The 12,846-nt window shown below is 36.3% G+C and carries 9 protein-coding genes; 3 read left to right on the forward strand and 6 right to left on the reverse strand.

Going from position 1 to position 12,846, the window contains the following annotated elements; genetic code table 11:
• Positions 1-64 precede the first annotated feature (64 nt).
• The 5 genes from AC1DVP_RS04840 to AC1DVP_RS04860 all read right to left on the reverse strand — a co-directional run bounded on the left by AC1DVP_RS04840 (position 65) and on the right by AC1DVP_RS04860 (position 8,717).
• A complete protein-coding gene (locus AC1DVP_RS04840) occupies positions 65-592 on the reverse strand; it encodes a YceI family protein (RefSeq protein ID WP_477182406.1) in 528 nt (175 codons plus the stop codon).
• A gap of 163 nt (positions 593-755) precedes the next feature.
• Positions 756-1,670, reverse strand: a complete 915-nt coding sequence (locus AC1DVP_RS04845; RefSeq protein ID WP_477182516.1) for a protein-glutamine glutaminase family protein — start codon at positions 1,668-1,670, stop codon at positions 756-758.
• A gap of 106 nt (positions 1,671-1,776) precedes the next feature.
• A complete protein-coding gene (locus AC1DVP_RS04850; RefSeq protein ID WP_477182407.1) occupies positions 1,777-2,649 on the reverse strand; it encodes a transglutaminase family protein in 873 nt (290 codons plus the stop codon).
• Positions 2,639-5,224 (reverse strand): circularly permuted type 2 ATP-grasp protein, encoded by a 2,586-nt coding sequence (locus AC1DVP_RS04855; protein ID WP_477182408.1) that lies wholly within the window; start codon positions 5,222-5,224, stop codon positions 2,639-2,641. Before AC1DVP_RS04855 ends, AC1DVP_RS04850 begins: the two co-directional genes overlap by 11 nt.
• Before the next feature lie 76 nt (positions 5,225-5,300).
• Entirely contained in the window at positions 5,301-8,717 is a 3,417-nt protein-coding gene (locus AC1DVP_RS04860; RefSeq protein ID WP_477182409.1) for a transglutaminase family protein, read from the reverse strand.
• 294 nt (positions 8,718-9,011) lie between these two features.
• Between AC1DVP_RS04860 and AC1DVP_RS04865 the strand changes: the two genes are divergently transcribed.
• The 3 genes from AC1DVP_RS04865 to AC1DVP_RS04875 all read left to right on the forward strand — a co-directional run bounded on the left by AC1DVP_RS04865 (position 9,012) and on the right by AC1DVP_RS04875 (position 12,577).
• A complete protein-coding gene (locus AC1DVP_RS04865; RefSeq protein ID WP_477182410.1) occupies positions 9,012-9,893 on the forward strand; it encodes a pirin family protein in 882 nt (293 codons plus the stop codon).
• A 458-nt stretch (positions 9,894-10,351) separates the two neighbouring features.
• On the forward strand, positions 10,352-11,818 hold the full coding sequence (locus AC1DVP_RS04870; RefSeq protein ID WP_477182411.1) for a glycoside hydrolase family 130 protein: 1,467 nt from the start codon (positions 10,352-10,354) through the stop codon (positions 11,816-11,818).
• Positions 11,819-12,019: 201 nt separating this feature from the next.
• Positions 12,020-12,577, forward strand: coding sequence for a sugar O-acetyltransferase (locus AC1DVP_RS04875; RefSeq protein WP_477182412.1), 558 nt, complete (start codon positions 12,020-12,022; stop codon positions 12,575-12,577).
• A 36-nt stretch (positions 12,578-12,613) separates the two neighbouring features.
• Here the strand turns inward: AC1DVP_RS04875 and AC1DVP_RS04880 are convergent, their stop codons facing one another.
• A complete protein-coding gene (locus tag AC1DVP_RS04880; RefSeq protein ID WP_477182413.1) occupies positions 12,614-12,844 on the reverse strand; it encodes a (4Fe-4S)-binding protein in 231 nt (76 codons plus the stop codon).
• Positions 12,845-12,846 lie beyond the last annotated feature (2 nt).

A 12,846-nucleotide genomic window follows, 5' to 3' on the forward strand; every position in this document is an offset into this window, starting at 1 on the left:
CCTCCATACTTGTCAGTTAAGTATGGAGGTTTGTGTATGTAGAAAATCGGTTTTGCGAAATGATTTATAATTTTATTAATTGTAATTCGATATTCAAACGAACTTCTTCGCCTACCAAAACACCGCCAGTCTCTAAAGCAGAGTTCCAGTTCAATCCCCAATCTTTACGGTTTATTTTTCCGGAAATGTTTAATCCCGCTTTGGTATTTCCCCAAGGGTCTTTCATCAAACCGCTGAATTCTGCAGGAAGTTTTACTGATTTTGTAACGCCTCTTAAACTCAAATCACCTGTTAATTCATAATCATCACCACTTTTAGTAAATGAAGTTGCTTTGAAAGTTAGTTTAGGATGGTTTTCTGCATCAAAAAAGTCACCGCTTTTCAAGTGATTGTCTCTGTCAGTATTATTGGTACTGATAGAATTGATGTCCGCTGAGAATTCAATGTCTGCATTTTCGAACTTATCATCTTCTGTTGTGATTGTCGCATCATAAGTTCCAAATGTACCTGAAACATTAGTAAACATCATGTGTTTTACTTTAAAACCAATTTCTGTGTGTGTTGGATCGATTGTCCATTTTGTAGTTGCCATAATTTTATTTTTATTGTTTAAATAATTTATTTGTTTCATTTTGATAAGACAAATTTACGGCAACCATACAGGTACGGCACTTAATCTAGATTAAGAAATAAAAAGCGTAAAAATCAGTACAGCTATAGGTGTTTAGATATCACTTTTTTGTTTACTATCAATCCTAATTAAAAGTTTCTACCAAAGAGAACTTTTCTTGCCACTTATTGAGATTCGAAGAATAAATTTCACGATATTTAGCGATGATGTCCTGATGTTTCAATTGAAAGTCGTTATTCATCTCGTAGTTCCAATTATTATCTCTAAAAATGGTTTCAAAATTAAAAACATTTCCAGCCAGCATTTTATAATCTGTAGCTAAATCCTGATGCTGTTCTGAATCAAGTATTGGTTTGATTTCAGCGTCATAAAAAGTCATAGCCGTTTCGTTTACTGCCAATCCTTTTTCGATCCAATGCTGTTCCAATGCATCTTCTTCATATTTAAAGAAATCAGTAATATGCTTGTCCGAAAACCAATCGGGAAGTTTAATATTGGGCTGGTTTGAATCTGATTCATTATTCTCATGATTTAGCTGCGCATTTGTAATCATCGAGGAATTGTATAAATACCATTCAGAATCCATAATTAAATAAATGAGTTTTTTGGTATTTAATTTGGCAAGCCAAGTCCTGTATCTGACAATTCCATTAGGAAATAATCCTAAGTCAATAACCATTTTGCGTGCTTTACCATTAATTTTGACCTCAATTACTGGAGCTACATGATAGCCCCAATCGATAGTTCCAGTTGGAGAGATGTTTTTTTTGTCAATAAAAGAAATCTGCTGGCTATTTGAAGAGGAATATACAATGGGGGCAAAAACCCAAATTTTGGCACATTCATAACCTTTAGATGCTAATAATAGCCTAATGTAATGTGAAATATTATGGCAGTTGGCCTGTTGATAGCCAAAAGGCAACCCCGATTTTGTAATTTCGGCAAATAGGGCATTTGCTGTATCTAAATCAAGTACAGAGGCTTTTCCCGGCGTTAAAAGTGGATGCTTTTTGATAATCTTTTGTATTAAAAAATTAATTGTGGCTCTTTACTGTTATTAAGAACGAAGTTATAAAAACTATGAAGCTCTAAACTTATAACAAAACAAGAAATTGTTATAAAATTTCAATGATAAAAGAGCCAAATTAACCCAAACGGATCACGTCCACCTCAACTTTTACTTTGTGATCTCCGGAACTAAAAATAATTCCTTTTAGCGGTGATACATCGGCAAAATCTCTTCCATAAGCGGTTACAATATGACGCTGTTGCGGAATCATATTGTTGGTCGGGTCAAATTCGCACCATCCCATCTCTGGAATATAAACGGATATCCAAGCGTGTGAAGCATCAGAACCTTCTAATTTGGGTTTCCCTATTGGAGGCAATGTTTCAATATAACCGCTTACATACTTCGCAGGAATTCCCACGCTGCGCAGACTGGCAATTGCCAAATGAGAGAAATCCTGACAAACACCTTTCCGTTCTTTAAGGACAGTCTTCAGCGGTGTATTGACATTGGTGGAACCGGATTTGAATTGGAACTCAGTATATATTTTTTTGATTAAATTTAATACAGCATCAAAAAGAGGCATTTTTGGAAGCAGACAGCTTTCTGCAAAAGCGGTGATTTCTTCATCCCAAGCAATAAATTGACTCGGCAGCTGATATTGTAAAACTTCAATTTTGAGAGCGCGGTCGGTTGTAAATTTTAGTCTGGCTTCTTCGCAGGTTATTGAATTTAAAGGCAGCTGCGTTGCATTTTTTAATACTTCGACTTCACTGGAAACAGTAACTTTTAGCGATTTATGCGATTGATGAAGCGAAAAATAATGCTGGATGTTTCCAAAATAATCCGTGCGGGAATATATTTTAGAGGGTTTAGGCTCAATTTCTATCTTGAAATTTTTACATATCTGTTTCGCAGAATTTTGAGGCTGAAGACACAAGATACTTTGATAATTGTGTACCTCATTTACGTAGGTATAAAGAGTTTGATGTTTTAATTTATATTTCATCGGATTCGCTATTTTCAAGTGTGTCTAAAACAGAATGCTGTATCACGGAATGATTAAAATATAGGCTGGATAAATTGTTGGAAACATTGCAGATTAGTTCAAAAACATCCGAAAGCGTTTGGTCTAATTCTGGACGAAATTGTGTCATTTCATCTACTTGTATCAGGTTTTCGGCATCAATTAAGTTAATAATTGTGTTGGCTTTCAAAGCTGATTTTTCGGCAATGCTCAATCGGTTTGGTTCATTGGTTTTGGGTAATTTTGAAAGATAATGAGTAAGAGTGTTTAATAAGAAAGAAAGCGTGTAAGTCAGGTTTTTTTCTAAAAAAACCATATTAATCACAGCTTTCAAATTCAAATATGATTTGTAAATATTTCGGTATTGTGCCAATAAATGATGATTTTCTAATATTGCTTCCATCAAAACGGCTTCATCTTCCTCAGTTTTTTTGTAGTTGAAAGCAGAACGGAAAACCGAAATTAAAGATAAAATACGTTCTACATTTTTACCAGCTTCCATTAGATAAAAACCATTGTCCCGAGGCAATGTTTCGTATATATTTCCATAAAATGAAAAAAGACGAATATGCAGTTTGTCTAAAGCATGATTAACATGATTGATGTTATTGGTTTTTTTAAGCGTCAAATGGATGTCTTCCAGTAAATTGATAATCTGCCGGGTGTCGTTGTTCCATTTTTCACTGACTTGATTAATAGTGTTGAGCAATGACTGCATATTATAAACGACTGAACCAACTTTTTTTGGATCGTTAATAAGCAGTAGTAATTCTGTAATTGGATTTATAAAAATGGCATTGTTGTCAACTACTTCTCCGTCTTTGGCTTCTTTCCCGACAAATCCAGGATAAGTTTGTGTAAGATGGGTCAGGGATTTTAATAAAACGATTAAAAATTCAGGCTGTTCGTCGCCGTGTTTAACTACATTTTCGTTCAGTCTGTTCAGAATGATTTTCAGGAAACTGCGCAAAGCCATAGTTCTTTCGGACAAACGGCCCAGCCAAAACAGGTTTTCGGCATTTCGGCTGGTCAGCGAATTATTAAGCTGGTTGTTGGAGTTTTTTCGTTCAACCGTTTTTTCCTGATATTCTGTTGGTGTATCTGTAATGATCCAAGTGTCTTTAGAGATTCCGCCTAATTGGTTCGAAATTTCAAACTTGTCTTTCACTGCCGAACTTCTGGTCAAACCGCCCTGCATTACTTGGTAATCATCTCCGTCTGCTATTAAAAAAGCACGGATTGCCGCATACCTTGGTTCTATTGCTCCATTAACAAAGGCAGGAGTCGTGGATAAACTCACTTCCTCTTGGGCCACATAATCTTTAGGGTTTTTACGAATGAGATTTTTTAAATCTTCAAGCTGTTCCTTGTTCAATAAACGCGCATAAATTGATCTGAAACCTTGTTTTCTGTTGGTCTTTTTTATGATTAGTTTTGGCAAATTGGCTAAAACAAAGTCTAATTCTTTGGTTTGTCCGCACCACCAAGTAGCAATAGAGCTGATTAACAAAGGTTCTTTTAGTAAAAATTTACAAGCGTTTTGCATAAAAGCCATCAAGCCGTAATTCTCTAAAATACTCGTTCCGGGAGGATTCACGACGGAAACATTTCCTAAACGGATCACCTGCAGTAAACCAGGAATTCCGAGCAAAGAATCTCTGCGTAATTCCAATGGGTCACACCATACATCATCCAATCTTTTGATAATTACATCAACTCTTTCCAGTTGATCGATAGATTTTAGCCAGACAAAACCATCTCTAACTAATAAATCATTCCCCTGCACTAAAGTGTAACCTAAATAAGAGGAAAGATAAACGTGCTCAAAATAGGTTTCGTTTTCTGGACCAGGAGTCAGGAAAACCACATTTGGGTTTTCATTGGTGTTATTGCCTAATGTGTCAACGGTTTGCTGTAATTGGCTAAAGTAGGGAGAAAGTCTTTTTCGATAGGTTTTTTCATTGAGTTCAGGAATCACTTTACTCATTACAATTCTATTCTCGAGCGCATATCCTGCACCAGAAGGAGCTTGGGTTCTGTTATCTAACAGCCACATTTTTCCGTCAGGGCCACGGGCTAAATCTACCGCATAATTCAGTAATTGTTTGTTCGATTTTTGTTTAATGTCAAAACAAGGTAAGAGAAAACCCGAATTATCAAAAACCAATTCGGCAGGAATTATGGCGTTTTTGATTAATAATTGAGGGCCATAAAGATCTTTTAGAATTAAATCTAATAAGTGAGCTCTCTGCTTTAATCCTTTTTCAATAGTTTTCCATTCCGATTCGTGAATCAGAAACGGAATAGGATCCAGTTTCCAGGCACGATTTGATTCCTGATTAGCATCATAAACATTATATGTAACTCCGTTTTCTTTTAATTTTTTTACGATTTCCTGATTGCGTAATTCTAATTCATCAATTCCAATAGATTCTAAGGTGTCAAAAAGTCCTTTCCAATACGGTTTTATTTCACCATTTTGGTCAAGCACTTCGTCGTAAGAATTGATTTTTTCTTTATATGAATGGAGCAGTCCTAATGAAATATCTTGAATCATTTGTTAATTGTAAATGAATTGCGTTTTTATAATTGGCAAAATAATAGTTTTTAAAGCGAACAACAATGCAATTGTCCTATTCTTTTGCTTTCCAATAATGTCTTAAATCTAAAGTGTAAGGGTATTCAGGATTAATGAGTTCTATAGGGGTGTCAAGTCTTAGTTCTGATTTCGATTCTACTAAAAAACGGGATGTTGCGGTACTGTTTGAAATTATTTCTTTCTCTTTTTCCTCATCCTCAAGTGCTGAAGAAGGTGTATGTCCGAAATCCCAAAAACGGCTTATTTTTCTTGATTCTGCTTCAAAACTATTTACGGGGAAACTGTCAAAACTTCTTCCGCCGGGATGCGTTACAAAATAAGTACAGCCGCCAATTACTTTATTGTTCCAAGTATCTACTAAGTCAAAAACAAGCGGAACATCAATTCCAATATTAGGATGCAGTGCAGATGGCGGATTCCATGATTTATAGCGTATTCCTGCCACATATTCGCCTTTGGTTCCTGTGCTTCTTAATGGGATTCGGCATCCTTTGCATAATAAAATATGGCGATCGGGCACAATTCCAGAGACTTTTACCTGCAAACGTTCCAATGAGGAATCTACAAATCGGGCAGTTCCAGTGCTTGACAGTTCTTCGCCAAGGACGTGCCAAGGTTCTATACCCAATCTGATTTCTAATTGGATATTATCGATAGTCACGTTACCATGGTGCGGATATCTAAACTCGAAGAAAGGATCAAACCATGAAATGTCAAAATTATAGCCAGCATCTTTCAAATCGTTAACCACATCAATCATATCCAGATAGGCAAAATGTGGCAATAAAAATTTATCATGAAGTTCAGTTCCCCAACGGATCAGTTTTTTCTCGTATGGGTTTTTCCAGAATTTAGCGACTAAGGAACGAACTAATAAATTTTGAACTAAATTCATGTGTTTGTGTGGAGGCATATCAAAAGCTCTTAATTCTAATATTCCCAAACGTCCTGTTGACGAATCTGGAGAGTATAACTTATCGATGCAAAACTCCGTGCGGTGCGTGTTTCCTGTGATATCTGTCAATAGGTTTCTAAAAATTCGATCCACCATCCAAAAAGGAACTTCTCTGTCTTTTGGGATTTGTTCAAAGGCAATTTCCATTTCATAGAGACGCTCGTCACGGCCTTCGTCAATACGAGGCGCTTGACTTGTCGGGCCAATAAAAGGTCCCGCAAAGAGGTAACTTAAAACCGGATGATGCTGCCAATAGGTAATTAAGCTTCGCAATAAATCAGGCCTTCTCAATAGCGGACTGTCCTCTGGTTTTTCTGCGCCTAATGTTACGTGATTTCCTCCTCCAGTTCCGGTATGACGGCCATCTACCATAAATTTATCGGTAGCTAAACGGGATAGAAATGCTTCTTCATACAGCGCCGTCGTGTTGTCTACAATTTCCTGCCAAGATTTGGCCGGATGCACATTCACTTCAATTACGCCAGGGTCTGGAGTAACCATCATTTTTTCCACTCTGTAATCCGTCTTTGGCTGATACCCTTCAATTCTTACAGGCATTTGTAATTTTTCGGCAGTATTTTCTATCGAAGTTATTAAGTCTATATAATCTTCTAAATAATCAGTTGGCGGCAGAAAAATGTACAGCATTCCGTCGCGTTCTTGTACGCACATTGCTGTAATGAAAGTATCAACTTCAAACAATAAGGAGCCTTCTTCTTTTTTATCTTCTTTTTTGGACAAAACCTTTTTGACTGCTTCAAAAATCTTTGAAACAGTTCCGTACCTATTTTTTACTTTTTCTGAGTAATCGCCCAAAGTAGGCAGATCTTCAAATAAGCTTCTGTCTACAACCTTTTCTCTTTTGTTTTTGGAAATTTTTGGCAGGGAATCTAAAGGTAAACGCAAACCGATTGGTGAATTTCCAGGAATTAAAAAACAATTTCTTCTTCTAAATTCCCAGGCACAGCTTTCCCAATTATCCTGAGTGTAATCTTTTCGTATTGGTAAAACAAAACCCGATGGATTATTTAAGCCTTTTTCTAAAACCTTTGCAAGATTATGGCGTTCAACAGAATCCTTTAAATTCACTTTCAATGGGTCTAAATTCACTGGAAGTTTGCCTTCTTCAAGAGCCCAATAAATTGGATCTTCGTAGGCGGGTAATATATTTTTAGTGTCAATTCCTAAAAATTTGGTCAATTCGACAGCAAATTTTTCAGCATCGTGAAAAGTAAATTGCGTTTCACCTTCTTTTGCTACCAGAGCATCATTTTTCCACAAAGGAAATCCGTCCTTTCTCCAGTATAATCCATATTGCCAGCGGGGGAATAATTCTCCGGGATACCATTTTCCCTGCCCAAAATGCAGTAGGCCACCGTGAGCAAACCGCTGTTTTAAACGCAGCGCTAAATCGTAGGCCAGTTTTCGTTTCAGCGGTCCGTCTGCAGCAGTGTTCCATTCGGCACCCTCAAAATCATCAATAGAAATAAAAGTCGGTTCTCCGCCCATTGTCAGGCGGACATCACCTTCAATTAAATCCTTTTCAACAATATTTCCTACCGCCATGATATCTCCCCATTGCCTGTCAGAATAAGGTTTGGTTACCCTTGGGTCTTCATGAATACGGGTTACTTTGTTTTCAAAATCAAAACTTACTTCACATTTTTCTGTTGCACCTGTTACCGGCGCGGCGCTTTCATAATGAGGCGTACAGCATAATGGAATATGTCCTTCGCTTGCAAAAAGCCCGGAAGTTGGATCAAGTCCAATCCAGCCAGCACCAGGAAGATAAACTTCAACCCAAGCATGTAAGTCGGTAAAATCATTTTCGGGTCCAGATGGGCCGTCAAGAGATTTTATATCGGGTGCTAATTGTACAATATAACCAGAAACAAAACGTGCCGCTAAACCAAAATGGCGTAAAATATGAATTAACAGCCAGGCAAAATCTCTGCAGGAACCGCTTTTTAGCCTTAATGTTTGTTCGGGTGTCTGCACGCCAGCTTCCATCCGCAGATTGTAGGTAAGCATTTTATAGACTTCTTGGTTGAGGTAAACTAAAAAATCATTTATTTCTATGGAATCATTTAATTTAATAGTTTCAATATATTTTAAGAATGTTGGACTTTCTTCACTTAATTTCAAATAAGGAACCAATTCCTGTTCGAGTACATTGTCGTATTTAAACGGAAACTTCTGAGCATATTCTTCTACAAAATAATCAAATGGGTTAATGACTTGAAGTTTTGCAATTACTTCTACTTCTACTTTTAATTCTTTGATTTTATCAGGAAAAACAATTCTGGCTTGGTAATTTCCAAAGGGATCTTGCTGCCAATTGATGAAATGATCCTCAGGGCTGATTTTAAAAGAATACCCTTCTATAGCTGTTCTTGAATGCACAGCAGGACGAAGCCTGAAAACATGCGGGAATAATTTAACACTTCGGTCAAATTTATAAGTTGTTTTGTGGGAAATGGCTATTTTTATGGACATAAGAAGTTTTTTTTATGACATAATTCCGTTTATACAAATATTGAAAAAAAAACATCATTTAACGAATTTTAATGATAATAATTTATTAAAAATACGCTGTAATACTCTTAAATAAGTAATTTTAAATCTTTTTATTGATGATATCTTAATGTTTGTGGTTCTAAAATGGGTCAAAAAGGATAAAAATGTTACCGCAATGTATATTTATAGTTGATACAGTGTTATTTCATTTTGCCTTTGTAACTTAGTACATAAATAATTAATTTAAGCGAATTAAAAAAAAACGATATAAACATGTCAAACATTGGATTAATCATAGAAGAACGAGCTGCCGATATTGGAAACTTTCTTGTGGGCAGGCTGTTACCTTTTCGTGAAAAACGAGCAGTAGGACCTTTTGTGTTTTTGGACCATATGGGGCCAGCTCTACTCAAAGATTATCAAAACTTAGATGTGCCTCCGCATCCCCACATCGGACTTTCAACACTTACTTATTTGTTTGAAGGAGCCATATTGCATAGGGACAGCGTGGGTACCGAAATGGAAATCACACCCGGTGCGGTCAATTGGATGACTGCAGGAAAAGGAGTGGTGCATTCGGAACGGACACCGGAGTATTTGCGAACTACCGATAAAAGTCTTCATGGTCTGCAAATTTGGGTTGCGTTGCCAAAGGAAAAAGAAAACATTGAACCTTCATTTGTTCATGTCGAAGCCAAAGACATCCCAGAATGGCAACAAGATAATGTTACTGTGAAACTAATTGCAGGTGAGGCTTTTGGAAAAAAATCGCCTGTCCCTATTTACAGTCCTTTGTATCTGATAGAAATTAAAAGCACTGCCAAAGCGACCCTGAATATAGGCAAAGACCTTTTTGGAGAAAGCGCCTTGTATATTCTGGAAGGCGAAATTAAAAACGATGGAAACATCTATGCTTCAAAACAAATTTTGGTTGCTAAGGAAAGCAGTCTTTGCCAGTTTGAAATGAGTGAGAACTGTACCGTCTATATTTTTGGAGGAGAACCATTTCCCGAAGAACATTTCATCTATTGGAATTTTGTGCATTCAGATAAAGCTGTAATTGAAAAAGCAAAGCAAGACTGGATCGATCAAACGTTTCCAAAAGTTCCCAATGAAACAGAGTTTGTACCCTTGCCACAACCCAAAATAAGATAATTCACTTTTCATATACGAATAATTAGGGCATGCCCACAAGGGTCGGGCTCTTTGCTGTATCTTTTCTTTTCCTAAAGGAGGAAAAGAAAAGGATGCCGCTTCGATCCCTCATGCAAATCCAGTTTTCATAATATCCTTTTTTAATGCAATCAAGTCTATTGATGATTGAATGTATTGTCAAGTGTAATTGATTCTAAATCAATTTTTTATTTTGTATATTTGATAGTGCTTTATAACTGAAACCGTGGTTTTTTCTTCATTTAAAGCTTTTTTAAAACAGAAGATTTTTTGGGATAAATTGATAAAAAATAGAACTCCCGCTACGATTTAATCCTAATAATTTTTAGTATCTGTTGTATCTTTTTCAAGAGATGCAGTGGTGACAGGAATTGATAAATTGGATTTTTTTGCAATAACCGAAAAGCATTACCGTTGTCTTATAATTAAAAACAAAATCTATGAAAGTTTCTGTTACTCGAAAAAATGTAAAATTTCTACCTGATTCTAGTAGAGTTGTTGCCAGATATTTTATGAATGGAGAAGAGCGGACAAAAGAATTGATTGGACGCATATTGATGATGAGCAATCTCGAAGTCAATAATACTTTGGAACAAATAAACAGAGAGTTTGCCAGACGGCATCGTAATATTTCTGATTTATTTTATAAGCATTACGATAAAGTTAAGCATATAATAAGGCACATGCAGGTTAATGATGCAGATTTGACTGATGAAAGAAAAATGCTCATTGGTTCTTATTTCACTATGGAATATTCGATTGAATCGGCAGCATTTTTTAATCCTTCTATAGTCGAAGATTTTGATCAGTCAGGTTTGGAGAAAGGAGAAAAACGGGTTGTTATTTCGTTTCGTGCAACAGGGGAAGGACACGTTTCATCGATTGTATTCCGCAGAGGAATTATTGATAGAGATAATAACCTTAGGATGATGCGGAGTGGTGACAGTATCGAAAAAGCTGAGGTCTTGCACAAAATGATGTTCAATAAAAATCGAATTCTGTCCAAATTAACAGAAATGCATACACTCGATATTTATTCTTCTATATTACTTGACCTGCCCGAAGTGTTTGAATATTCAGTGCTAAAGGATTTGCTGAAAAATGAATTAGCGAATCCGAATATTAATAAAGAAAAGAAAGAAGCTTTTGAAGAAGTGTTATGGTTAATGAATTCTTTCTATGATATACATTTCAAATGTGATTCTGATATTTCCGAGCGCGTAATATTTCCAATATCTGAAGCAGAAAGCCGTGGAATTGAAGATGCGCGTTTTGTTCGTTTTAGAGATGATGACGGTTCCGAAAGCATAATGGGAACTTATACTGCTTATAATGGGCATACCATTCTTCCAAAATTGATTACAACCGAAGATTTTTATACTTTTCGAGTGATGCCTTTATATGGTGAAGGATCAACTGGGAAAGGAATGGCTTTATTTCCTAAGAAAATCAAGGGTGAATATGCTATGTTGGGACGAATGGATGGAGTCAATAATTATTTAATGTATTCGCCAAGACCAAATGAATGGAAGAATCCGCAGCTTATTCAGAAGCCTAAATATGCTTGGGAATTTACACAGGTTGGAAATTGCGGTTCTCCTTTATGGACAGAGCAGGGCTGGTTAGTAATTACACATGGTGTTGGAGCGATGAGACGTTATTGTATAGGGGCTTCATTATTTGATTTGGATGATCCGTCTAAAGAAATTGGAAGACTTTCCGAACCTTTGCTAACTCCTTTGGAAGAAGAGCGTGAAGGCTATGTACCCAATGTTGTTTATTCCTGTGGTTCCATAATTCATAATAACAGCCTTATATTGCCTTATGCCTTATCCGATTATTCGTCTACTTATGCCGTAGTTGATATGGCCGAATTGCTTGAAGCTTTACTGGATAGTAAAAAATAACTGCATAAATGAGTTGTGCAAGATTTTAGTTTTTATAATTACACCCAGCGGGTTTTATAATTAGATTGTTTTTATAGATTGTTAGAGCACTTAATGAACAATTGTTACCTTGCATTTGTTTTGTGAAGCAGCAGATAATGTTAAATATAGAAACCAACTCAATACTTTTTTAGGGTTTCTTAAAAATATGTTTTTTTTAAAATGACCGAAAAAGAGAAAATGCTTTTGGGCGAAATTTATTTTGCCAATGATAAACAGCTTACTGAAGAACGTACCAAAGCCAAGAAGCTATTACACAAATTGAATGTTACCGAATATCTGATGAATGGAAAATCACGTGCCATTCTTCGGGAACTAATGCCGAATTCCCATAAACGATTATACATTGAACCTCCATTTCACTGTGATTATGGGTACAATATCCATTCGGGGGAGAATGTGTATTTCAATGTCAATTGTGTAGTTTTGGATACGATGAAAGTGACCATTGGAAATAATGTTTTTTTTGCACCGGGTGTGCATATTTATACCGCAACCCATCCGCTCAATGCTATTGAGAGAAGAACGGTCGAAAGTTCAAAACCCGTATCGATAGGCGATGATTGCTGGATAGGAGGGAATTCGATAATTTGTCCCGGAGTTACTATTGGATCAGGTTGTGTTATTGGAGCCGGATCGGTAGTAATCAAAGATATTTCCGAAAATTCTTTAGCAGTTGGTAATCCTGCTAAAGTGATTCGGAAACTGAATGAGGATTAAAGATTTTCGTTTTTGATGATTACTATTCACTTTGGTCTAAATAGTTTTGTTAAGATAAAAGCTTAATGCTCCCGATGGGCATTTATTGATAGTTTCAATAATTTTTTCTGTCGTCGAGTTTTCGGGAGTAATCCATGGTTGCTCTTTAGGTTTGAATACGTCAGGATTATTTCGGACACAATTTCCGGAATGAATGCATTTTCCGGCTTGCCACACGATGGTTACTTCGCCATTGGTATATTCTTTTTTGATGTTTTTGGGATCCATGG

Source organism: Flavobacterium sp. P3_A6 (assembly GCF_056403035.1).

Excerpts from the sequence above, each read along its gene's own strand:
- AC1DVP_RS04840 (WP_477182406.1), bottom strand. The coding sequence starts at position 592 with ATGGCAACTACAAAATGGACAATCGATCCAACACACACAGAAATTGGT.
- AC1DVP_RS04850 (WP_477182407.1), bottom strand. The coding sequence starts at position 2,649 with ATGAAATATAAATTAAAACATCAAACTCTTTATACCTACGTAAATGAG.
- AC1DVP_RS04855 (WP_477182408.1), bottom strand. The coding sequence starts at position 5,224 with ATGATTCAAGATATTTCATTAGGACTGCTCCATTCATATAAAGAAAAA.
- AC1DVP_RS04860 (WP_477182409.1), bottom strand. The coding sequence starts at position 8,717 with ATGTCCATAAAAATAGCCATTTCCCACAAAACAACTTATAAATTTGAC.
- AC1DVP_RS04865 (WP_477182410.1), top strand. The coding sequence starts at position 9,012 with ATGTCAAACATTGGATTAATCATAGAAGAACGAGCTGCCGATATTGGA.
- AC1DVP_RS04870 (WP_477182411.1), top strand. The coding sequence starts at position 10,352 with ATGAAAGTTTCTGTTACTCGAAAAAATGTAAAATTTCTACCTGATTCT.
- AC1DVP_RS04875 (WP_477182412.1), top strand. The coding sequence starts at position 12,020 with ATGACCGAAAAAGAGAAAATGCTTTTGGGCGAAATTTATTTTGCCAAT.
- AC1DVP_RS04880 (WP_477182413.1), bottom strand. The coding sequence starts at position 12,844 with ATGGATCCCAAAAACATCAAAAAAGAATATACCAATGGCGAAGTAACC.